Annotated in this window: 23 protein-coding genes; 13 read left to right on the top strand and 10 right to left on the bottom strand. The window is 31.3% G+C overall.

The window, feature by feature from the left end:
• Position 1: 1 nt before the first annotated feature.
• The gene (locus tag J9309_RS00115; protein WP_230476443.1) at positions 2 to 1588 is read right to left on the bottom strand and encodes a peptide chain release factor 3; all 1587 of its coding nucleotides are present in this window, start codon (positions 1586 to 1588) and stop codon (positions 2 to 4) included.
• A 125-nt stretch (positions 1589 to 1713) separates the two neighbouring features.
• On the opposite strand from J9309_RS00115, the gene J9309_RS00110 reads away from it, so the two are divergent.
• From J9309_RS00110 to J9309_RS00100, 3 genes are all read left to right on the top strand, one after another.
• Entirely contained in the window at positions 1714 to 4776 is a 3063-nt protein-coding gene (locus J9309_RS00110) for a T9SS type B sorting domain-containing protein (protein ID WP_230476442.1), read from the top strand.
• A 49-nt stretch (positions 4777 to 4825) separates the two neighbouring features.
• Positions 4826 to 5788, top strand: a complete 963-nt coding sequence (locus J9309_RS00105; protein ID WP_230476441.1) for a PorP/SprF family type IX secretion system membrane protein — start codon at positions 4826 to 4828, stop codon at positions 5786 to 5788.
• Positions 5789 to 5877: 89 nt separating this feature from the next.
• Positions 5878 to 6453 (top strand): nuclease-related domain-containing protein, encoded by a 576-nt coding sequence (locus J9309_RS00100; RefSeq protein ID WP_230476440.1) that lies wholly within the window; start codon positions 5878 to 5880, stop codon positions 6451 to 6453.
• Between the two features lie 45 nt (positions 6454 to 6498).
• On the opposite strand, the gene J9309_RS00095 is transcribed toward J9309_RS00100, so the two are convergent.
• From J9309_RS00095 to J9309_RS00085, 3 genes are all read right to left on the bottom strand, one after another.
• Positions 6499 to 7464, bottom strand: coding sequence for a PstS family phosphate ABC transporter substrate-binding protein (locus J9309_RS00095; RefSeq protein ID WP_230476439.1), 966 nt, complete (start codon positions 7462 to 7464; stop codon positions 6499 to 6501).
• A complete protein-coding gene (locus J9309_RS00090; protein ID WP_230476438.1) occupies positions 7451 to 7642 on the bottom strand; it encodes a C4-dicarboxylate ABC transporter in 192 nt (63 codons plus the stop codon). The genes J9309_RS00095 and J9309_RS00090 overlap by 14 nt, the downstream gene beginning before the upstream one ends.
• Positions 7643 to 7791: 149 nt before the next feature.
• Positions 7792 to 8736: an energy transducer TonB gene (locus tag J9309_RS00085; RefSeq protein ID WP_230476437.1), complete on the bottom strand. Its 945-nt coding sequence runs from the start codon at positions 8734 to 8736 to the stop codon at positions 7792 to 7794.
• Positions 8737 to 8859: 123 nt separating this feature from the next.
• Here J9309_RS00085 and J9309_RS00080 point away from each other — a divergent pair, with 123 nt between their 5' ends.
• The 9 genes from J9309_RS00080 (at position 8860) to J9309_RS00040 (ending at position 17240) form a co-directional block, all read left to right on the top strand.
• Entirely contained in the window at positions 8860 to 9474 is a 615-nt protein-coding gene (locus J9309_RS00080) for a hypothetical protein (protein WP_230476436.1), read from the top strand.
• Positions 9475 to 9576: 102 nt separating this feature from the next.
• Positions 9577 to 10551 carry a tryptophan--tRNA ligase gene (gene trpS / locus J9309_RS00075; RefSeq protein ID WP_230476435.1) on the top strand — a complete coding sequence of 325 codons (975 nt, stop codon included), beginning with the start codon at positions 9577 to 9579 and terminating at the stop codon, positions 10549 to 10551.
• Positions 10552 to 10656: 105 nt separating this feature from the next.
• Positions 10657 to 10986, top strand: coding sequence for a HesB/IscA family protein (locus J9309_RS00070; RefSeq protein WP_230476434.1), 330 nt, complete (start codon positions 10657 to 10659; stop codon positions 10984 to 10986).
• On the top strand, positions 10943 to 11851 hold the full coding sequence (locus J9309_RS00065; RefSeq protein ID WP_230476433.1) for a hypothetical protein: 909 nt from the start codon (positions 10943 to 10945) through the stop codon (positions 11849 to 11851). Before J9309_RS00070 ends, J9309_RS00065 begins: the two co-directional genes overlap by 44 nt.
• A gap of 3 nt (positions 11852 to 11854) precedes the next feature.
• Positions 11855 to 13312 carry a Fe-S cluster assembly protein SufB gene (sufB, locus tag J9309_RS00060; protein WP_230476432.1) on the top strand — a complete coding sequence of 486 codons (1458 nt, stop codon included), beginning with the start codon at positions 11855 to 11857 and terminating at the stop codon, positions 13310 to 13312.
• Between the two features lie 38 nt (positions 13313 to 13350).
• Positions 13351 to 13695 (top strand): four helix bundle protein, encoded by a 345-nt coding sequence (locus J9309_RS00055; protein WP_230477882.1) that lies wholly within the window; start codon positions 13351 to 13353, stop codon positions 13693 to 13695.
• 42 nt (positions 13696 to 13737) lie between these two features.
• Positions 13738 to 14493: a Fe-S cluster assembly ATPase SufC gene (gene sufC, locus J9309_RS00050; RefSeq protein WP_230476431.1), complete on the top strand. Its 756-nt coding sequence runs from the start codon at positions 13738 to 13740 to the stop codon at positions 14491 to 14493.
• A gap of 78 nt (positions 14494 to 14571) precedes the next feature.
• The gene (sufD, locus tag J9309_RS00045; protein ID WP_230476430.1) at positions 14572 to 15891 is read left to right on the top strand and encodes a Fe-S cluster assembly protein SufD; all 1320 of its coding nucleotides are present in this window, start codon (positions 14572 to 14574) and stop codon (positions 15889 to 15891) included.
• A gap of 125 nt (positions 15892 to 16016) precedes the next feature.
• Positions 16017 to 17240, top strand: coding sequence for an aminotransferase class V-fold PLP-dependent enzyme (locus tag J9309_RS00040; protein WP_230476429.1), 1224 nt, complete (start codon positions 16017 to 16019; stop codon positions 17238 to 17240).
• Between the two features lie 60 nt (positions 17241 to 17300).
• On the opposite strand, the gene J9309_RS00035 is transcribed toward J9309_RS00040, so the two are convergent.
• The 3 genes from J9309_RS00035 to J9309_RS00025 all read right to left on the bottom strand — a co-directional run bounded on the left by J9309_RS00035 (position 17301) and on the right by J9309_RS00025 (position 18859).
• Positions 17301 to 17627, bottom strand: a complete 327-nt coding sequence (locus J9309_RS00035) for a single-stranded DNA-binding protein (RefSeq protein WP_230476428.1) — start codon at positions 17625 to 17627, stop codon at positions 17301 to 17303.
• 79 nt (positions 17628 to 17706) lie between these two features.
• Positions 17707 to 18090 (bottom strand): DUF3037 domain-containing protein, encoded by a 384-nt coding sequence (locus J9309_RS00030; RefSeq protein WP_230476427.1) that lies wholly within the window; start codon positions 18088 to 18090, stop codon positions 17707 to 17709.
• On the bottom strand, positions 18068 to 18859 hold the full coding sequence (locus tag J9309_RS00025; RefSeq protein WP_230476426.1) for a HipA family kinase: 792 nt from the start codon (positions 18857 to 18859) through the stop codon (positions 18068 to 18070). The genes J9309_RS00030 and J9309_RS00025 overlap by 23 nt, the downstream gene beginning before the upstream one ends.
• A gap of 100 nt (positions 18860 to 18959) precedes the next feature.
• Between J9309_RS00025 and J9309_RS00020 the strand changes: the two genes are divergently transcribed.
• Positions 18960 to 19604: a SanA/YdcF family protein gene (locus J9309_RS00020; RefSeq protein ID WP_230476425.1), complete on the top strand. Its 645-nt coding sequence runs from the start codon at positions 18960 to 18962 to the stop codon at positions 19602 to 19604.
• Here J9309_RS00020 and J9309_RS00015 read toward each other — a convergent pair.
• The 3 genes from J9309_RS00015 to dnaA are packed head-to-tail and all read right to left on the bottom strand — an operon-like array spanning position 19601 to position 22215.
• A complete protein-coding gene (locus tag J9309_RS00015) occupies positions 19601 to 20308 on the bottom strand; it encodes an SAM-dependent methyltransferase (protein ID WP_230476424.1) in 708 nt (235 codons plus the stop codon). The genes J9309_RS00020 and J9309_RS00015 overlap by 4 nt on opposite strands.
• Before the next feature lie 8 nt (positions 20309 to 20316).
• Positions 20317 to 20763, bottom strand: coding sequence for a low molecular weight protein-tyrosine-phosphatase (locus J9309_RS00010; protein WP_230476423.1), 447 nt, complete (start codon positions 20761 to 20763; stop codon positions 20317 to 20319).
• Between the two features lie 24 nt (positions 20764 to 20787).
• Positions 20788 to 22215: a chromosomal replication initiator protein DnaA gene (gene dnaA / locus J9309_RS00005; RefSeq protein WP_230476422.1), complete on the bottom strand. Its 1428-nt coding sequence runs from the start codon at positions 22213 to 22215 to the stop codon at positions 20788 to 20790.

Raw genomic sequence — 22215 nt, 5'->3', positions numbered from 1 at the left:
ATTAAAATTCACTTACAAAGTGTAATTTCACTGAAGGGAATTTTTCTTGTGTCATTTGAATTGTGAATGCAGAATCTGCTAAGAAAACCAATTGGTTGTATTTATCACGAGCTAAATAACGTTGTTTTACACGTTTAAATTCTCTAAACTCTTCTGTGTTTTCGTCTTCAACTTCTATCCAACAAGCTTTGTGAACAGAGAACGGTTCGTATGTTGCTTTTGCACCATATTCGTGTTCTAAACGGTATTGAATAACCTCGTATTGTAATGCACCAACAGTACCAATAACTTTACGATTATTCATTTCTAATGTAAATAACTGCGCTACACCTTCGTCCATTAATTGATCGATACCTTTTTCCAGCTGTTTAGCTTTCATTGGATCAGCGTTATTGATGTAACGGAAATGTTCTGGAGAGAAAGCAGGAATTCCTTTGAAATTAAATTTCTCGCCTGAAGTTAATGTATCACCAATACGGAAGTTTCCTGTATCATGTAAACCTACGATGTCACCAGCATAAGATTCGTCAACAACTTCTTTTTTATCTGCAAAGAATGCATTAGGTGAAGCAAATTTCATTGATTTCCCTTGGCGAACGTGTAAGTAATTTGTATTACGTTCAAATTTACCAGAAACAATTTTCACGAATGCTAAACGGTCACGGTGTTTTGGATCCATATTCGCGTGAATTTTGAACACGAAACCAGAAAATTTATTTTCGTACGGTTCAACAATTCTAACGTCAGTTTCTTTAGATTGTGGAGTAGGAGCAATATCAACGAAAGCGTTTAATAATTCGCGAACTCCGAAGTTATTTAAAGCAGAACCAAAGAATACAGGTTGTAAATTACCTTTCATATATTCTTGCTGATCAAATTCTGGATAAACTCCATTAACTAAATCTAATTCGTTACGTAAATTTTCAGCGTAATTTTCACCGATTAATTTATCTAAATCAGGACTTGTTAAATCTTCGATTTGTGTTGTCTCAGAAATTTTTTGTTTATTATCTCCTGTGAAAATATTGATGTTTTTCTCCCAGATATTGTAAATCCCTTTGAAAGTAGCACCAATACCAATAGGCCAAGATAATGGAGTAACAGATAAACCTAATTTCGTTTCTACTTCGTCCATTAAATCGAAAGCGTCTTTTCCTTCACGGTCCATTTTATTAATGAAAACCAACATAGGAATATTACGCATACGACAAACTTCAACTAATTTGATTGTTTGTTCCTCAACCCCTTTTGCCACGTCGATTACTACAATTGCAGAATCTACAGCAGTTAAAGTACGATAAGTATCTTCTGCGAAATCCTTGTGTCCAGGAGTATCTAAAATATTAATCTTTTTACCTTTATATTCGAATGCTAAAACAGAAGTAGCAACAGAGATACCACGTTGACGCTCAATTTCCATGAAATCGGAAGTTGCACCTTTCTTAATTTTATTACTTTTTACGGCTCCAGCTTCTTGAATAGCCCCACCAAATAATAATAATTTTTCTGTTAAAGTTGTTTTCCCGGCATCAGGATGGGCAATGATACCAAATGTTTTACGTTTATTTATTTCTTGTTCTAAAGACATTCTCTTCAATTTTCAGATTGCAAAGATAATTTTTTCTATATGATTATTAAAGTCTGAGGTAAAACATTTCTTTAACATAAATTATCATAAATATTTTTAACCTTTACACCTATTAAACCTAACAAATGAAAAAAATTCACAATTTTTTAATTGCTCTACTCTTATTTATTACTGCCCACGCACAGAATCAGCCTACTATTACACCATTAACAGGCGGATTTACATTTTCAAATCAATTAGTTGAAGAACATACAGTTGCGTTTCGTGCGAACACGATAAACTGTGGAATGAATTTTACGCGTTATTACAAGTATTATTCTTTTCAAGCAAATTTTGATATGACTTTTGCATTTGACTTAATTGCAAATAAACCAGATTTTAGATTTTTAATTTGGAAATTGCCCGTTGGAAGTAGACCACAAGATATTTTTAATAATAATTCAACAATTTTACCTGCTCGTTCAGTTGAAGGTGAAGCTTTAATTAAAGGTTTGAAGGAAGATGATCTTCAGATTTGTGAAGGTTATACAACTTCAGGTAGAAATGGTTATGCAAAAGGTTTCCAAGGAACTGAACAATTATTAAGAGGTGAAACAATTGTAATTGCTGTTTACGGAAATAATACAGTTGATGCGTTTGATATTAAAATAAATGTAGCTGAAGAACGTACTATAAATACATTTAACAATAAATGTGAAATAGAAGGATATACTTATAATGAGCTATTTTCTGCAGTACAAGCTAATTCGGGTTCATCAAATATTACATTATACCAAGATCAAAATTTTCAGAATATTCTACCTGTCGGAAGTACAGTTACATCAGAACAAACCATTTACGCACAAGTAAAAGATGATTCGGGAAAATTAATTTATATCTATACGATTCCGATTTCTTTCAAACCTAACTATTCATTCTTTTTTAATAATGCAAGTTACGAAGTATGTGGACCACAATTTATTGTTAATTATGATCAAATTATTCGTGATAATGTTACAAATTATGGTGATGTAAATGATTTTATTATTGAATATATTGAACTAAATGGAAGGAGATATGCTGATGGAGATGTAATTTCTTTACCTGATCATTTTCAACGCATTTATGGAAAAGTAAAATATGTTGGAAATAACGGTTGTGAAGCTTCTTCGAATTTCGATTTTTCAGTTCGTAATATCAAATATATTACTGATCGTAATCCAATTATAGAAACGTGTAATCCAACTTTTACGATTGATAAACTTAATTTAAGACTTTTAACACAAGTTATTAATGACGAGGATTATGATATTAAATTTTATTTACCAAATGGTACAGAAGTATTTGATGGTGATATTGTTTCTTTAAATGGAAATCAACTAATATTAAATTATATACCTGTGCATTATGCAACAGGATGTATTGGAACTACAGGAACAATTACGATTAATAAAACTTCTACATTACCAATTGTAGATGCAAATTTAACGGCTTGTTTAGTTGATTTAAAACAAGAATTAATTGATCAGAAATTAACTGAAATAAGAAATGGAACGACGGCGAATCTTACGTTTTATTTTCAAGGGAGTTTAATTCAATCCAATGAAATTTTAAATATAATTCGTACAAATCGTAACGGAGTTATTGAAGTGCGAGTTGAAGAAGGTTGTCCAACAACAAGACAATTTACTTTTTCTATAAACGAAAGTTCAATTACGTTAAATTCTGAATCAATTGTTAAACAAGAATTTTGTGTAGATGCTAATTTGGTTATCAATTATTCTAATCAAGATTTAAAGCAATTAGCAATTCAGAATATTTTAAATCCTGTTGATGTATCAAGATATGATTTTAGATTTTTTGATGAATCAAATACTGAAATTACTTTAGTAAATAATTTACAAACAGATAGAAGAATAAAGGTTATTGTAAAATTAAATAGTGAAGATTGTTCTAATGAATATTTTATAGAATTAAAACGTGTAAATAAGTTAGTAATTAATGATTCATCACGAGAATTAACAGCAAACTGTGATGATACAATTGTGTTTACTCGCGAAACTTTAATTGATTTATTTGAAGCTGAAGTTGCTAATTATCAAACAAACATCGTTTTAAATCAAGTGTACCCAATAACTTTTGGAACGGCTGATCAAGTTATTTTCACAGTGGATTTTTATCAGGATTCAAACTGTGTAACTACCAAAGAGATTATCATCAATAAAGGAAGTGAATTGAATATTGATTTTACTTCTATTCAGCAAGATATTACGAATAATCCTTACAGATTTTGTGGCGAAATTAACACGACTGATTTAGCGAATTATTTAAGTAATTACATCAATCAAGTTTTAGCAACTTATCCAAATTTACAAACTGAACAAGCAATCAATCAGTATGTACAAACGATGACTGCGAATAATGGTGTTGTTACAATCAAATTTTTAGATCCTAATCAATGTGGAACTAAAGATCTTGTTTTTAACTATCAACCATTCCCAATGTTAGATTTAGAATTAGATCAAAATGTATTTACATGTACTGGTCAGAATTATTTGTTAGATTTATCAACTTATACCATTGCTCGCGTTTTTGATCAAAATGGAAATGAAATTTTCGGAGTTAGAAATCAATTTTCTTTAGCTGTAGGAAATTACATTGTTGAGGTCGAAAACCAATATGGTTGTATTACTCGTAAAACGCTTCAAGTTTCAACTTCTCCTGAACCAATAATCAAAGAGATTATTTTAAATTTAGATTCAATAGAGGTGATTGCTCAAGGAAATGGAGGTGTTTTAGAATATTCGATTGACGGTATAAATTGGCAAAGATCAAATAAATTTTTAGGAATTCAGAAGGGAGAATCTTATACTGTTTATGTAAGAGAAAATGGATGTGCAATTGTGTCTATACCTGATGTTGTGTATTTAAATTTACCAAATTTTATCTCGCCAAATGGTGACGGAATTAATGATATTTGGAAACCAATTGGTAGAAATACGAGTTTAGATGTACGAATTCAAGTTTTTAATCGTTATGGTAAAATAGTTTATGAAGCTGAAGGTGCAAATGCACTAAATTGGAATGGAACTATAAATAATCGTAAACTACCTTCAGATTCTTATTGGTATTTCATTGAATATATTGATACTAAAACTGTGATTAAGTTAAAATATCAAGGATATATTACAATTAAATCGAATAAGTAATCAAAAATGTTAAAAATATTAAGTATTATTGTTTAGAATTTAACACAATATGAAAAAACTAGCAATACTATGTTTACTACTATGTTCTACTAAGAACGTGTATGCTCAACAAGGTTTGCCATTTTATAATCACTATTTGGTCGGTGATAAAATGCTAATTAATCCAGCGTATGCAGGTCAAGATCCTAATGTAATTTCTATCAACGGAACTCATAGAAATCAATGGGATGATTTACCAGATAGCCCAAGTACACAGACCGTAAGTGCTCACGGAACAGTCGTGGATCGATTAGCGGTTGGTGCATACTTTTTTAATGATAGAAATGGTGCAACTAAACTTACAGGGTTTAATTTAACTGCTGCGTATCACATTCCATTAGATGATCGTTCGTATTCTGAAGAAGCAGAAGAAAGTGCATTTTCTTTCGGGGTTGGAGCGTCAAATGTTTCTCAACGATTTGATTTTTCAAGAGTAGTTGCAGAAAATCCAAACGATCCAGCTTTACAAACTGATTCATATAATGCCTTCTTTTTAAATTTAGGTATGTCTGTAAAGTATATGAATTTTACTGCGGGTATGTCTATTTTAGATATTCCATTAGGTGAAAATTTATATTTCTTAAATAATATCGAACCTTTACCAACTTGGTACTACTTTAATTTGGGTTATAATTGGTATATCACGGAAGGAATTCGTTTAGAACCGTCTGTTGTTTACAACTTAAACTCAAATTCAGATCGTCATTTAGATGTAAACGTATTGGCTAACTTCGGTTTCGGAGATAATGGTCAAGGAGTTGGAGTAGGAGTTGGTTATAAACAAGGATTGGATAATAACGGAAATCAACCTTTATTTGTTTCGCCAATGTTAAAACTAAAAGTGGGATCGTTAAAAGCAGGAATGGCTTATGATATTGGTTTATCAGATTTCCAAGTGGATGGACGTAAACAAGGTTTCTTATTTAGCCTTGGTTTCGATCTACAAAATCCTTGGGGAGATAGATACTATTAGAATTACAATATAAAATATATAGGCTCGTTAAAACGAGCCTTTTTTTATGATTATAATTACCTACCTTTGCGCTCTTTTTTTGAGTAAATATGGTAGTGATTATTGGGATATTGCTGATTTTAGCATTTGTATTTTTATTAATTTTTGGAAAATCAACTGCCGAAATTAGAGGTGAGGAAGGTGAAAAAATTGTACGAAAGAAATTAAATAGATTAGATAAAAATAAATACACAATAATAAACGATGTCGTATTTAATATCAACGGAAAAAAATCTCAAATCGATCATATTGTAGTTTCTGATTTTGGGATTTTTGTCATAGAAACGAAGAATTATAAAGGTGCTGTTTACGGTTCTGAATCGAGTTATAATTGGACACAATATTTGTTTAAAAAGCAATTCAAATTATATAATCCAATTAAGCAAAATCAAGGTCATATTTATGCGTTGCAGCATGTTTTAAAAGGATTAATGCCATTGGATTTTATATCGATAATTGTATTTACAAATCGTTCAAAATTAAAAGTAAAAGCACAAACTCATGTGATTTATACCCAAAAGTTAATAAGAGTTATAAAATTGTATGATGAGGTTTCTTTGAATAATTATATGAAAGAAGCTATCATAGAAACGATCAAAAAACACAATATAAAAGACAATAATTAGAATTGAGCAATAAAAAAACACCTAAAAAAATAGGTGTTTTATATTTTAATCAGCTTTAATTTCTTTCTTTGGTTCTAACGAATTCGCGTTAATTTGAACTTCCCTTTTATACAAATAATAAGGTTGTAAATTTTCTTTCAAGATAATTAATTGTCCTTGTTGCGAACCTGCAAAACGCGATAATCCAGCCGCAATTCCAAAACCTTTTTCATTTTTTAAGAAATAGATGAAACGATGAAATGGATAATTTCCATTTCGTAAATTAGGGTTACTCGGTTCAAAGATTTCACCTTTATCGGTTACAACTTTCAGAATTTTAACTTTTGATAAATAATCTTTTACTTTCGGATTATCTGTGTCAGATAACGTATTAAGTCCGATAATTCCAATCGTTTTTTTATCATTCTGAACAAAATCTAATACATTATCTGCAGACTTAAGCGCTTTAATAGCTAAACCTTTTGGAGGTGTAATGCCTAAACGGTCATTAATTGTATTAAAGTTAGCTGAGTTTGGATAATCAAAAACTAATTTAATTGAACCATTCTCATTATAGATATTAGCTTTAATATCTTTTACACTGATAGAATCTATTGGATTTTCTTTTGAAGTAACGAAAATAGTAGCATCCATCCCAATTGGCGAAGCTTTATATAAGATTTTCGTTTTATTGAATAAGTAAGTTTCTTGATCTTTAGTTAAAGGTTTACTTACAATAGCAAATTCAGATTTACCTTCATATAAATCTTTAATTGCTAATTCTTCAATCTTGTAATCGTATTCGAATTTCACTTCAGGATATTCAATTTGATACATCGAAGTCAAAGCTTTTACAACATTTTCGTAACTAGGATCAGCAGTAATTTTTAAAGTACCATAAGTATGTAAAGGTTTTTCAATTCCTTTAGTCTTACTTTCTTCAACTTTTACTTCTTCTTTTTTGTTACAAGATTGTGTAAACAATGAGATGGCTAAAATTCCACCTAAAGCCAATATTTTATTTTTCACCATTTCTGTATGCTTTAATTGCGCGGTACATTCTAAATAAACCGTAAACGATAAATAGAATACCAAATAAAGTCGCTTTTATATCATCTAACTGGTAGATGAAATATTTGTACTTCCAAGTAAATATTCCGATTAAAAAATAACCGAAACCAATAATTCCGTATGCAATATTTTTATTCATAATTCGCTACGAAATTACAAAATAATCAACTTTAAATGAAGTCAACTTTTCTGATGTTGAGATTATTTTAGTTAAAACTGTATTAAATTATAAAGTAGAAGCTCTGAATGAAACTTCTACTTTATGAAAATTTAATTAGTAGATTGTTTTTACATTTGTTGAAATCGAACCGGGATTGAGAAAATTAAATCTGCATCTGTATTGTCGTCGTATTTTGCAGGCTTTATTTTCTTTCCTTTTCGTTGTAAATCTTTATTGATTCTTTCTAATGCTTTTTTTGCTTCTTTACCCAAAGAAACATCGCTGCCGTTTAAAGGTTTTACTTGTGTAATTTCACCGTTTTTATTGATAATAAAATTCATTTTAGCAACAGCTTGTGCTTTGTTTTCTCTTTCCGCGATGGCTGCATAATCTTCCATGTTATTCGATAATTCATTTGATAATTTATCGCTTAAACATTTCGTTAATGCTTCGTTTCCTTTGCTCGTTTCTTTCTCGCAACCAGGAAAAATAGCCATTACTTTCGCGTCTTTTGTTCGAATTGGTTTTCTAGCGATTTCTGGAATTTTATTTTCAGCTCCTGCCGGAATTGTGTTATTGTTTTGATTTCCTGTTACGTTTTTATCGCCTTCGCTAACGTCTCCACCACCTATTTGACCAGTCGAAGCGATTGTTCCTTCTCTGTTTTCAGCTCCTAAATCTGCACCTTCTAATTCTTTTCTATCTACAATAGTTTCTTCCTTTTTAGGTACACTTGTAGGAGTTGGCATTATCTCTTTAATTTGCTTTGTATCTAATTGTTCGCGTTTTATTTCTGTTGGTTTTTCAACTGGAGGTTCAACAAGTTTATTTTCATCAACTGGAGGAAGAACATCTATCACAGTGATAACTACACCATCATCATGTGTTGTTGAATAATCAATTGTATCGATTTTGTTTGAATAAACAAATCCACCCATAGCTAAACCAACTATTCCAATTCCAGCAAATAAAGCTTTCATCAAAGATTGATTTTCTGTAATTCTTAATTCATAAGCGCCGTAAGATTTATTTCGATTTTCGAAAAGTATATCTAAAAATTTTCTGTTTTCCATATTAATAAAATTTTAAGGGTTTGTGAATCGATTCAATGAATAGATGCTATAAATTTTAAAAAGGTTGGTTAGTATTTGAATTATTTTTAAAAAATCGTTATTTTTAACAAAACGTTAAGATTTATGATTCAAATTCCTCAACCTTGTCATAAAAAGTGGAATGATTTAAATGGTACTAATCGTGTTAAATTTTGTTCATCTTGTAATAACAATGTTTATAATCTAAATCAGCTTTCAGCAAATGATATTCAAAATATAATTCAACGTGAAGAAAAGGTGTGTGGAATGTTGGTGAAAAAAAATGAAACATTATCTAATCTAACAAGGCTTCGGATGTCAATTGTAGGATTAGTTTTTTTTGTAGGAAGTGTTTTCGGTCAACAAGATTCTATTCAAATAAAAGGAAAAGTGAATGATTTGAATGGTTTTCCGATTATGGATTCTAAAATTACATTAAAAAATTTCCCAATCGAATCATTTTCTAATGAATATGGTGAATTCTCATTGATTGTTCCAAAAAATCTAAAAACTTATATTTTAGAAGTTAAGGATCCTGAATATCAGATGGAAATTGTTTACAAAGAAGAAGAATTATCACAAGAAATTGTAATTCCTTTAGGTAATTCCGAAGATTTAATTATTGGTGAGATTAATTATAAACCTACTTTTAAACAACGTGTAATTCATACAATTACTTGGCCTTATCGTAAAATTCGTTCCACATTTTTTAATGATTAGTAATTTTTAATCATTAAAAATAAAATTCCCATAAACTTTCGTTTAAATTTCGTTGATTGGCATTGAAACATTATCTTTGCTAACTTATAAAAATCAACAGAAATGGCTAGAGTGCTTACGGGAATTCAAGCGACTGGAACTCCGCACTTAGGAAATATTTTAGGTGCAATTCAGCCAGCGATTGAAATGACTCAACAAGAGGGAAATGATTCATTTATCTTTATTGCAGATTTACATTCTTTAACACAAATTAAGGATGCGGAAGTTTTAAAACAAAATACTTACGAAGTTGCTGCTACTTGGTTAGCTTTAGGTTTAGATACTTCAAAAGTAGCTTTTTACCGTCAATCAGATGTTACAGAAACAACTGAATTAATGTGGTATTTATTAAACTTTTTCCCATTCCAACGATTAACTTTAGCACACTCTTTCAAAGACAAGCAAGATTATTTAGCAGATGTTAACGCTGGGTTATTTACTTACCCAATTTTAATGGCAGCTGATATTTTATTATACGATGCAAATTTAGTTCCTGTAGGAAAAGATCAATTACAACATTTAGAGATTACACGCGACGTGGCTTCTCGTTTCAATAATCAAATGGGTGAAAGTTTTGTAATCCCAGAAGCTAAAATTGATGAGCAAGTAATGATTATTCCTGGTACTGATGGAAATAAAATGAGTAAATCTCGTAACAACTTTATCAATATCTTTTTGCCAGAAAAACAATTACGTAAACAGGTAATGTCTATCGAAACAGATTCAACTCCGTTAGAAGATCCAAAAAATCCTGATACAGATAATGTTTTCGCAATTTATAAATTGTTAGCATCTCCAGAACAAATTGAAGAAATGCGTGAAAACTACTTAAAAGGTGGTTACGGTTATGGACACGCAAAACAAGCTTTATACGAATTAATTTTAGAGAAATACGCAGATGCTCGTATCAAATTTAATGAGTTAATGGACGATAAAGCAACACTAGATGCTTTCTTAGAAAATGGAGCATTTAAAGCTCGTGAAGTGGCTCAAGGAGTTTTAAAAAGAACAAGAAAACAATTAGGTTTAAAGATATAGATTTAAATAGTTAAGCTATTGTTATAATTTATATTATAAGCTTATTTAATCTATTTCTAAATCGTAATTTTGCAATAATTAATAATCTTTTAAAGATTTATCAAGATGATTAAAGTAACAGAAGAAGCTAAAAATAAAATTGCATCTCTTATGCAAGAAGAAGGATCTTCAATCGAAGAATCTTTCGTTAGAGTAGGTGTAACAAGTGGTGGATGTTCAGGATTATCTTACGACTTAAAGTTTGATAAAGAACAAAAACCAGAAGATAAGTTATACGAAGACAACGGAGTAAAAATATTAGTAGATAAAAAATCTTTCTTATACTTGGTTGGTATGACTTTAGAATATTCAGGAGGTTTAAATGGAAAAGGTTTCGTTTTCAACAATCCAAATGCAAGTAGAACTTGCGGATGTGGTGAAAGCTTTGCAGTTTAATCTTATGAAAAAAATTGCATTTATAGTCTTAATGATACAAAGTTTGATGGTTTTCGGTCAGAAAACCATCAATGCTGAATCTTTAAAGACATTTAATGTAACAGAAGATTCCAAGAAAATAAATAAAGCGTATGCTGATAATATGTTTTTTGGGATTTTTGGAGTCAAACACTTTATTAATGCATTAGATGTAAATAATAAAGCTGTAAAATCCATTACAATTACAAGTAATGCAAATCCTAATATTAAAACGCCAGTTTACAAAGCGCTTTATAATCAGGATGGAACTATCGATATGTTCGAGATTAGTGAACAAATTGGTAACGCGTTGCAGGTAAAATATGATTATAAAGATGGAGTGATTGCAAAAGAGGTAATTCATTACCAAGATAAAAATGCAACACTTAATACATTTTATTACAATGAAGATAAAATGTACATCGAAAAACCAAATCAAAAATTTGAAATGGTTTGGTTAGAAGGTGATGTTCTTTTAAAAAAAGTATATACAGAAAATCAAATAGGTACAGAAGATCGATTAATGCATAATTGTCGTATAACACGCTCAATTGGTCAAGACATTAATAAAGTATGTTTTAACGATGCGTCGTTTAAAATTCCTTTAATCATTACAGATTATGTGCCTGAAGTTGATGCAAATACTTTGAAAATTAATTTGATTAAAGGAGAGCAATCTCAAATAAAATCAATAAGTGATCAAAAATTTGCAATTGTTTTACAAGGAAAAGAAAAGTTCCATATTTCTTTAGATAAAGAAAATCGCATTAAAAGTTTTAATTATTTAGGCAATCCGGCTTTACAAGAAAAGCCAATCGAATTTTTGTTTGCCTATACAATGTATTAGAAAATGAGTAACACAAAATATACAGAAGACGATCTACGTGAAGATCTTGCTAGCCAAAAACAATATGAGTTTGGTTGGACGACTGAAATGGAATATGAAGAATTCCCAGTCGGATTAAATGAAGACATCGTGCGTGCTATTTCAGCAAAAAAAGAAGAGCCAGAATGGATGACGGAATGGCGTTTAGAAGCTTTCCGTGCTTGGGAAAAAATGGAAGAGCCTGAATGGGCCAACGTAACTTACGAAAAACCAGATTTTCAAGCAATTCAATACTATGCTGCTCCAAAACCAAAAAAAGAATTAGCGAGTTTAGACGAGGTTGATCCTGAATTATTAAAAACTTTTGAGAAATTAGGTATTTCTTTAGACGAGCAAAAACGTTTAACTGGAGTTGCTATTGATGTTGTATTTGATTCAGTTTCAGTAAAAACAACGTTTCGTGAAACGTTAGCTGAAAAAGGAATTATTTTCTGTTCAATTTCAGAAGCAATCAAAGAATATCCAGAATTAGTTAAGAAATATATAGGTAAAGTTGTCCCGCCAACAGATAATTTCTACGCAGCTTTAAACTCTGCAGTTTTCTCTGATGGATCATTCTGTTATATTCCAAAAGGTGTTCGATGCCCAATGGAATTATCAACTTATTTCCGTATCAACTCTGCTGGTACAGGACAATTCGAGCGTACATTATTAATCGCTGACGAAGGTTCTTACGTTTCTTACTTAGAAGGTTGTACAGCACCAATGCGTGACGAAAACCAATTACACGCTGCTGTAGTTGAGTTATTGATCATGGATGATGCTGAGATTAAATATTCAACAGTACAAAACTGGTTCCCAGGTGATGAAAACGGTAAAGGAGGTGTATTTAACTTTGTAACTAAGCGTGCAGTTTGTGAGAAAAATGCAAAAGTTGCTTGGACTCAAGTTGAAACAGGTTCTGCTGTTACTTGGAAATATCCATCTTGTATCTTAAAAGGTGATAATTCAGTTGGTGAGTTTTACTCAATCGCTGTAACGAATCACTACCAACAAGCGGATACAGGTACAAAGATGATTCACATCGGAAAGAATTCGAAATCAACGATTATTTCGAAAGGTATTTCTGCGGGTAAATCTCAAAACTCATACCGTGGTTTAGTGAAGGTAATGAAAGGTGCTGAAGGTGCTCGTAACTTCTCTCAGTGTGATTCATTATTAATGGGTAACGAATGTGGAGCTCATACTTTCCCTTACATCGAAATTGAGAATAAATCTGCTCAATTAGAACACGAAGCGACAACATCAAAAATTGGTGAAGATCAATTATTCTATTGTAATCAACGTGGTATCGATACTGAAAAAGCAATTGCTTTAATTGTAAACGGTTTCAGCCGCGAGGTTTTAGATAAATTACCAATGGAATTTGCTGTTGAGGCTAAGAAATTATTAGAAATCTCATTAGAAGGTTCTGTAGGATAATTAATGTGAGAATGTGAAAATTTGATAATGAGTTAATGATGGAAAAAGAGAATATCATTTTAAAATTATCTTTAGAATTTTCACTCTTAATTATAACTTATTGTGAAGAACTTGAAGCTAGTAAAAAGTTTGTAATTTCAAACCAATTATTAAAATCAGGGACTTCTATAGGTGCAAATATTAGGGAAGCTCAGAATGCTGAAAGTTTAAATGATTTTGTTCACAAATTTAAAATTGCAGCAAAAGAAATTGATGAAACTAAATATTGGTTAGAATTATGTCAATTATCTGAAAGCTATCCTAACAATGAAATATTGATGGATAAATTAATTAATATTTCTAAAATTGTGAACAAGATTATAAGTACATCAAAATCAAAGTGATTAACTAATTATCACATTTACTAATTTTCAAATTAGCAAAAAATGTTATTAAATATACAAGACTTACACGCTCGAATCGAAGAGCGCGAAATTTTAAAAGGATTAAATTTACAAATCAATCCAGGTGAGGTTCACGCAATCATGGGACCTAACGGTGCTGGTAAATCAACTTTATCAAATGTTATTACAGGTAGAGAAGATTACGAAGTAACTGGAGGAGATATTCAATTAGATGATGAATCAATTTTAGAGTTAGCTCCAGAAGAGAGAGCTCAAAAAGGAATTTTCATGTCTTTCCAATACCCAATCGAAATTCCAGGTGTTTCTGTAACAAACTTCATCAAAACTTCTATCAACGAAACGCGTAAAGCGCAAGGTTTAGAAGAAATGGGAGCTTCAGAAATGTTAAAAGAAATTCGTGCGAAAGCTGAGTTATTAGGAATCAAAAAAGATTTCTTATCTCGTTCTTTAAACGAAGGTTTCTCTGGAGGTGAGAAAAAACGTAACGAAATTTTTCAAATGTTAATGTTAAACCCAAAATTAGCAATCTTAGATGAAACTGATTCTGGTTTAGATATTGATGCTTTACGTATCGTTGCTGAAGGGGTTAACGCGTTCAAAAACGAAAACAACGGAGTTTTAGTAATTACGCACTACCAACGTTTATTAGACTACATCGTTCCTGATTTCGTTCACGTTTTAGCGGACGGAAAAATCATCAAATCTGGAGGTAAAGAATTAGCTTTAGAATTAGAAGAAAAAGGTTACGACTGGGTTAAAGAAGAGGCAGGAATCTAAACATTTTGTAAAATGTAAAATGTATTAAGTACAAAGTACTTTTTACTTCTTACATAATACATTAATACAATATCTAAAATGATTGATTTAAAAGAAAATTTAGTTTCTCGTCATAATGCGTTTTTAGAAGCGAACCAAACGAATCCAACTGTTGATGGATTACGTAAGGAAGCGATTGAAATCTTTAATAATGAAGGTTTTCCAAAACGTAAAGACGAAGAATGGAAATATACAAATGTTGCACCTTTAGTTAAAGTTGATTATACTTTAAATGCTGAAGAAGCAACTGTTGATGCTGAAACAATCAATGGTTTATTTGTAAACAACTTAGATTCGAACAAAGTTGTTTTCGTAAACGGTAAATTTGATGCAGCATTATCTTCTATCGCTTCAGAAGAAGTTACAATTAAGCCTTTAAGCGAGGTTTTAGTAGATGCTTCTTACCAAGAAGTTGTAGAGCAATTCTACGGTAAAATTGCGTTAAAAAACGAAGCTTTCGTCGCTTTAAATAACGCGTATGCAACAGAAGGTTTCTTCGTGCAAGTTGCTAAAAACAAAATTGTAGAAAAACCGATTGAAGTATTATACATCGCAACTGGAAATACGCAAGAAGCTTTATTACAACCAAGAAATTTAGTTGTAATTGGAGATCAAGCGAAAGTTCAAATCATCGAAAAACACGTTACTTTAAACGAAACTGCAAACTTAACGAATGCATTAACGGAAGTAAACGTGGGTAAAAACGCTGATTTATACTTATACAAATTCCAAAACGATACAGATAATGTTTCTTTAATTGATAATACATACATCAACCAAGAACGCGATTCTCGTGCGCACGTATTTACTTTTTCATTCGGAGGTAAAATTGTTCGTAACAATTTAAATTTCTTCCAAAACGGAGAAAACTGTAATTCGGTAATGGATGGAATTACAATGATCGAGAATAAACAACACGTGGATCACCACACATTTGTTGAGCATAATTTCCCGAACTGTGAATCTCACGAGTTATACAAAGGAATTTATGACGGAAAATCTGAAGGTGTTTTCAACGGAAAAATTTTCGTTCACAAAGAAGCTCAGAAATTAAATGCGTTCCAACAAAATAACAACGTTTTATTATCTGATTCAGCTTCGATCAACACTAAACCTCAGTTAGAGATTTTTGCAGATGACGTAAAATGTTCTCACGGATGTACAGTTGGTCAATTAGCAGAAGATTCATTATTCTACATGCAACAACGTGGTATTCCTAAGAAAGAAGCTAAAGCTTTATTATTATATGCTTTCGCATCGGATGCTTTACAACGTGTAGAAATTGAGGAAATTCAAAATGTAGTGAATCACATGATCGCAGCTAAATTAGGTGTGGATATTGATTTCGAATTGAATTAATAAAAGAGTTTTAAGTTTCAAGTAAACTTATCATTTAAAATATAAAGTAAGTATTCAGTTCTTGGATACTTACTTTTTTATTTAGACTAAATCGAGTAACTTTGAACCATCAAAAAGTAACAGAAATGTCATTAGATATTCAATATATAAGAAGTCAATTCCCTATTTTAAATCGTGAAGTTAACGGGAAACCATTAGTTTATTTTGATAACGGAGCAACTTCTCAAAAGCCTAAAGTTGTATTAGATATTTTAAACGAATATTACGAAAAATACAATGCCAATGTTCACCGTGGAATTCATACGTTAAGTCAAGAAGCAACGGATTTAATGGAAGAATCTCGTCGTAAGATTCAAGCATTTATCAATGCGAAACACGATCACGAGGTAATTTTCACACGTGGAACAACAGAATCAATCAATTTAGTAGCCAATACAATTGGACAATTATTAACGGCTGATGACGAGATTATCATTACAGAAATTGAACATCACTCGAATATTGTGCCTTGGCAATTGGTAACGCAAAGAACTGGAGCAAAATTAAAATACATTCCATTAACAGCTGAAGGAACTTTAGACATTGATAAATTAGATGATTTATTGACGGATAAAACGAAATTAGTTTGTGTAAATCAAGTATCGAATGCGTTAGGAGTTGTTAATCCAATTGAAACAATTATCGAAAAAGCACATGCTAAAGGTGCTTGGGTTTTAATTGATGGAGCGCAATCGGTTCCGCATACAAAAATTGATGTTCAAGCTTTAGATGCTGATTTCTTAGCATTTTCTGGACATAAAATGTACGGACCAACTGGAATCGGAATTTTATATGGAAAAGAAGAAATCTTAAATCAATTACCACCCTTCCACGGAGGAGGAGAGATGATTAAAGATGTAACGATGGAAGTTTCTACATACGCTTGTTTACCATTCAAATTCGAAGCAGGTACGCCTGATGTTGCTGGAATTATTGGTTTAGGAGCTGCTGTGGATTTTATCAATGAAATCGGTATTGATGCGATTCACGCTTACGAAGACGAATTAGTTGAATATACAATCGAGCGTTTATCTGAATTTGAAGAAGTTGAAATATATGCAAAAGATGCAAAACACGCAGGAGCAGTTTCTTTCAATTTAAAATTAGATGGAGTTCACTCTTCTGATGTCGGAATGATCTTAGACAAAAAAGGAATTGCTGTTCGTACAGGTCATCATTGTGCACAGCCAATTATGCACCATTTTGGGATTCCAGGAACAGTTCGCGCTTCTTTTGGTATCTACAATACCAAAGAAGAAGTAGATATCTTTATCGATGGCTTAAAAACAGCCATCCGAATGTTAGGATAAGAATAAAACTATTTTAAATAATAAGAAATGGGAACCGTTGGGTTCCCATTTCCTTTTAGATCACAACAATACAATTTCTTCTACGACTATCTCAGCTACATGTTTCACAATACCTTCTTTCGTTGTAAAATCGTTATAAGACAATTTTCCTTCGACAGCGATTTGCTTCCCTTTTGTAACGTGCTGCTCAACGATACTAGACAAATTACCCCAAACGACTAAATTATGCCAAGTAGTTTGTTCTACTTTTTCACCTTTAGCATTGGAATAGCTTTCGTTTGTCGCTAAACTCAATCGAGCTAATTTCTTGTTGTTTTCTAAAATTTTTATTTCTGGATCTTGTCCTACGTGTCCAATTAACTGAACTCTGTTTCTTAATGTACTCATGGCGATAAAATATTAATTGTTCTGTTTTATAAAGTTAAGAAATAAAATTTAATTAATTGAAATATAAATAGTTAAAATTTTAAACAACGTGTTCTTTATATAATTCGTCAAGTTTACGATCAAGATTAAAAGTTTTTCCTGGATGCGGACGAGAGGTTTGGATACAAGAACTTCTAACGGCAGTTAACCAACGAAAACGTTCGTGAATTTCAAATTTAGAAACATCAGAAAAAGGATTAGAACCTTCCGCAATTTGACTTAATGCTTTTAGATTGGAATCTATAAAACTCAAATCAAAATCATGAGCAAAGGCATTAATTCGCTGATCATTGATAAAGTATTTGACTTTTAAATAATTTTCACGCTTCGAAAAAATAATCACACCAACATTTATAAATTCTTCTCGCTCTACCTTAGGAACAAAGCGAATGATTGAATACTCATATAAGATTTTTTCTTGCATCGTTGGCTTCATTTATAAAGTTAATAGAGTTTTCTAATCTTATTTTGATAAACGTTTTGTATATCGAACGCATTTGATCTTCAGTCATGTGATAAGCTTCTGTTTCTAACCATTCATCAGGAATTAAATCCACTAATTCATCAACAAAATCACACGTTAAAATTGCTTTAAATTCAGCATCAACTTCTTCAAGTTTCGTTGCATTTCTTAGTAAAACATGATCTTTAATTTGTGGGAATTTTGTTTTAGCAGAAGCTTCCCAATTATCCCAAGAATGATGAAAATAATAAGCAGCACCATGATCAATTAACCATAATTCTTTATTCCACATCAACATATTTGTATTGCGATAGGTACGGTCTACATTGGTTATAAAAGCATCTAACCAAACGATTTGCGAAGCTAATTTGTCATCAATTGTCATTACCGCTGGATCGTAATTGATTGCTCCGGATAAAAAATGTAAAGCTAAATTTGTTCCTTCACTAAATTTTAACAAATCCTGAATTTCCTCATCAGCTTCAGTTCTTCCAAAATCAACATCCAATGAAGCAAAAACTAATTCAGGCACTTTAAAACCTAATTTACGAGCAATTTCACCACCTAATAATTCAGAAATTAACATACGAGGTCCGTGTCCAGCTCCTTTAAATTTTAAAACATATTTAAAACCATCATCAGCATCAGCTAATGCAGGAAGCGATCCACCTTCTCTTAAAGCCTGTAAATAACGCTCTACAGTAACTGTTCTTAAATCTATCTTATTCATTCTATTTTAAAAGTCTATAAATTTAGTATAAAATTAGCATTTAATTTTTTTGATTTAAAATCATATCATACATCTTTGTACAAGTTAGTTAAACAGTTAAATGCGAATAGGAAAATTTATAATTACAAGAGTTACAGCACTATTTATAATAGGTACATTGTCTCTTCTTGTATTTCTTATCTGCTTACAAGCCTATACTTCACGATTTATTTTTCAAGATAAATTTGATATTCCATCTAAATATAGAGTAGGAGTAGTGTATGGTGCAAAATTAAATCCGGACGGAACTCCTGGAACTTATTTAAAAGATAGGTTAGACACGGCTTTGGATTTATACTATTCGGATAAGATTAATATAATTATATTATCTGGTGAACGATTAAATCATAATTTTAATGAAATTGATGTGATGGAGCAATACATTTTGGATAATGGCGTTCCGATTGAAAATACTTACATCGATGCAGGTGGTTTAGATACTTATAGTACAGTTTATAGGGTAAAAAATATCTTTCAGTTTGATAAAGTGATTTACATTACTCAAAATTTTCATTTAACTCGAGCAACTTTTTTAGGTAAAATGATGGGGGTAGATTGTATTGGATATAATGCGGATCGATCAAAATATAAAAACCTCAATGAACATAAATTCAGAGAGGTTTTTGCAAATATTAAAGCTGTTCTTGATTTTTCTAAAGATCGTCAACCTGATGTTTTAGTTGATAGTAAAGATTCTATCAATTAGGCTTGCATGACGTATATAGCTGGACGTTTATGAAAATCATAATCTTCTTTTTTCCAGTCTTTGATTGATCGTGTTCTGATGTCTTCTGTTTCTAAAGTAATATCACAAGCCACACATATTTTAGTATCAGCGCGTAAGATTTTCGTTAAATCATCTATCATCTGATTATTTCTATATGGTGTTTCCATAAAGATTTGAGCAATTCCAGTTTTCGAACTTTCGGCTTCCAATTGTCCTAAACGTTTTTTACGCTCGTTTTTTTCAATTGGTAAATAACCATGAAAAGCAAAGTTTTGACCATTCATTCCAGAAGCCATTAAAGCCATCAAAATAGATGATGGTCCTACTAAAGGAACCACTTGAATTTTTTTGTCTTGCGCAACTTTAACTAATTGTGAACCTGGATCTGCCACAGCTGGTAAACCAGCTTCAGAGATAATTCCAATTGTTTTTCCTTGGTCTAATAATTTAACCAATTCAAATAATTCTTGTGCGTCTGTATCTTTGTCTAAAATATATAGATCTAAATCAGCTTGAACTTTTTCAGGACAAACTTGTTTGATGAATTTTCGAGCAGATTTTTCGTTTTCAACCACAAAAGTGTTGATCGATCGAATAACTTCTAAGTTAAATTCAGGTAAAACTCTGTTATATGGACTCTCTCCCAATAAACTTGGGATAAGATAAACTTTAGCAGTTGTCATTATAGATATTATAAATTGTATTTTTCGATAAGGCCATCAGTTGCTTTATCTAATAATTGATATACGTGGTCAAAAGCCTCATCTTTTTCGTAGTAAGGATCAGGTACATTTTGCGCTACGCCCAAACCTTCTTTCAAAATTAATTTGATTTTATTACGTTCTTCTTCTGTTCGAGCTAATTGCTGCAAATCGATAGAATTTTGTTTATCCATCGCAAAAATCAAATCAAACTCTTCAAAGAAAATTGGATTAAAATGCATTGCTCGTTGGTCCGATATATCCACACCATATTTTTTAGCCACAGCGATAGATCTACGATCTGGTTGTTCACCAACATGCCAATTTCCAGTTCCAGCTGAATCTACTATATGATTGTCTCCAACTTTTGCTTGTAAAATACCTTCTGCTAAAGGTGAACGGCAAATGTTACCTAAGCAAACCATTAATATTTTCATTGTATGAGCTATTTAGAACAAAGATTAATCCGCAATTTTACGAGAGATATCTTCTATATATCCTCTAAATGCTTTATCTGTTTCTTGTAAGTTTTTAACTGTTTTACAAGCATGTAAAACAGTTGCGTGATCTCTTTTACCAATTTGCGATCCGATACTTGCTAAAGATGCTTTTGTATATTGTTTTGCGAAATACATCGCTAATTGTCTAGCTTGTACAACATCACGTTTACGAGTTTTCGATTGAATGTCGTCAATAGAAACTTTAAAATACTCGCAAACTGTTTTTTGAATGTATTCGATAGAGATTTCTTTACGAGCAGTTTGTACTAATTTAGATAACGTACGCGCTGTTAATTCTAAAGTAATTTCTCTTTTGTTTAAAGTAGCTTGAGCGATGATTGAATTTAATGAACCTTCTAACTCACGAACATTGGTATCAATATTCTGAGCAATATAATCCATTACTTCATCTGGGAAAATAATTCCGTCTTTCTCTAATTTTTGTTTTAAAATATGTAAACGAGTATTATAATCAGGATTTTGTAAATCTGCTGATAATCCCCATTTGAAACGAGAAATTAAACGTTGTTCCATATCTTGAATATCAGCCGGAGATTTATCAGATGTTAAAATAATCTGATTACCTCTTTGGTGTAAATGATTAAAAATATGGAAGAAAACTTCTTGTGTTTTCGCTTTTCCAGATAAAAATTGAATATCATCCATGATTAATACATCAATCATTTGATAAAAGTGGATGAAATCGTTTTGGTTATTATTTTTAACAGCTTCAATAAACTGTTGTGTAAATTTTTCGGTTGAAACGTACAATACTGTTTTATCTGGATGAAGTTCTTTAACTTCTAAACCAATAGCATGTACTAAGTGTGTTTTTCCTAATCCAACACTACCATATATAAATAGCGGGTTGAAAGATGTTCCACCTGGACGTTTTGCAATCGCACGACCTGCTGCACGAGCTAAACGATTCGATTCACCTTCGATAAAATTATCAAAAGTATAATTTGGATTTAGTTGAGAGTCAATCTTTAATTTTTGTAAACCTGGGATAACAAACGGATTCATTAATCTCGTTTTATCCATCGGAATCGGTGCATCAACTTCTTGTGGTTGAGGCTTTTCTTTATTTGAACTTGGGATACGAACAGTATATGGATCACGTCCTTGCGTTTTTTGATCCATAAGTATACTATATACCAATTTAGCGTCTCCACCTAACTCACGTTGTAAGGCGCTCTTTAAAATTTTGATATAATGTTCCTCAAGCCACTCATAAAAGAATTTACTAGGAACTTGTATAGTTAAAATGTTACCATTTATTTTTGCAGGTCGTATAGGCAAAAACCATGTGTTAAATGCATCTTCGGCAATGTTGTCTTTGATGTATTTTAAACAGTTTTCCCACACAGAGTTTGCTGTTATTGTCAT

Source organism: Faecalibacter bovis, assembly GCF_017948305.1.
Taxonomy (GTDB): Bacteria; Bacteroidota; Bacteroidia; order Flavobacteriales; family Weeksellaceae; genus Empedobacter; species Empedobacter bovis.
This window is presented reverse-complemented; position numbering and strand designations above follow the sequence as displayed.

Bases quoted from the DNA above. Each gene is read 5' to 3' on its own strand.
- J9309_RS00115 (WP_230476443.1), bottom strand. From the start codon at position 1,588: ATGTCTTTAGAACAAGAAATAAATAAACGTAAAACATTTGGTATCATT.
- J9309_RS00110 (WP_230476442.1), top strand. From the start codon at position 1,714: ATGAAAAAAATTCACAATTTTTTAATTGCTCTACTCTTATTTATTACT.
- J9309_RS00105 (WP_230476441.1), top strand. From the start codon at position 4,826: ATGAAAAAACTAGCAATACTATGTTTACTACTATGTTCTACTAAGAAC.
- J9309_RS00100 (WP_230476440.1), top strand. From the start codon at position 5,878: ATGGTAGTGATTATTGGGATATTGCTGATTTTAGCATTTGTATTTTTA.
- J9309_RS00095 (WP_230476439.1), bottom strand. From the start codon at position 7,464: ATGGTGAAAAATAAAATATTGGCTTTAGGTGGAATTTTAGCCATCTCA.
- J9309_RS00090 (WP_230476438.1), bottom strand. From the start codon at position 7,642: ATGAATAAAAATATTGCATACGGAATTATTGGTTTCGGTTATTTTTTA.
- J9309_RS00085 (WP_230476437.1), bottom strand. From the start codon at position 8,736: ATGGAAAACAGAAAATTTTTAGATATACTTTTCGAAAATCGAAATAAA.
- J9309_RS00080 (WP_230476436.1), top strand. From the start codon at position 8,860: ATGATTCAAATTCCTCAACCTTGTCATAAAAAGTGGAATGATTTAAAT.
- trpS (WP_230476435.1), top strand. From the start codon at position 9,577: ATGGCTAGAGTGCTTACGGGAATTCAAGCGACTGGAACTCCGCACTTA.
- J9309_RS00070 (WP_230476434.1), top strand. From the start codon at position 10,657: ATGATTAAAGTAACAGAAGAAGCTAAAAATAAAATTGCATCTCTTATG.
- J9309_RS00065 (WP_230476433.1), top strand. From the start codon at position 10,943: ATGCAAGTAGAACTTGCGGATGTGGTGAAAGCTTTGCAGTTTAATCTT.
- sufB (WP_230476432.1), top strand. From the start codon at position 11,855: ATGAGTAACACAAAATATACAGAAGACGATCTACGTGAAGATCTTGCT.
- J9309_RS00055 (WP_230477882.1), top strand. From the start codon at position 13,351: ATGGAAAAAGAGAATATCATTTTAAAATTATCTTTAGAATTTTCACTC.
- sufC (WP_230476431.1), top strand. From the start codon at position 13,738: ATGTTATTAAATATACAAGACTTACACGCTCGAATCGAAGAGCGCGAA.
- sufD (WP_230476430.1), top strand. From the start codon at position 14,572: ATGATTGATTTAAAAGAAAATTTAGTTTCTCGTCATAATGCGTTTTTA.
- J9309_RS00040 (WP_230476429.1), top strand. From the start codon at position 16,017: ATGTCATTAGATATTCAATATATAAGAAGTCAATTCCCTATTTTAAAT.
- J9309_RS00035 (WP_230476428.1), bottom strand. From the start codon at position 17,627: ATGAGTACATTAAGAAACAGAGTTCAGTTAATTGGACACGTAGGACAA.
- J9309_RS00030 (WP_230476427.1), bottom strand. From the start codon at position 18,090: ATGCAAGAAAAAATCTTATATGAGTATTCAATCATTCGCTTTGTTCCT.
- J9309_RS00025 (WP_230476426.1), bottom strand. From the start codon at position 18,859: ATGAATAAGATAGATTTAAGAACAGTTACTGTAGAGCGTTATTTACAG.
- J9309_RS00020 (WP_230476425.1), top strand. From the start codon at position 18,960: ATGCGAATAGGAAAATTTATAATTACAAGAGTTACAGCACTATTTATA.
- J9309_RS00015 (WP_230476424.1), bottom strand. From the start codon at position 20,308: ATGACAACTGCTAAAGTTTATCTTATCCCAAGTTTATTGGGAGAGAGT.
- J9309_RS00010 (WP_230476423.1), bottom strand. From the start codon at position 20,763: ATGAAAATATTAATGGTTTGCTTAGGTAACATTTGCCGTTCACCTTTA.
- dnaA (WP_230476422.1), bottom strand. From the start codon at position 22,215: ATGACAATAACAGCAAACTCTGTGTGGGAAAACTGTTTAAAATACATC.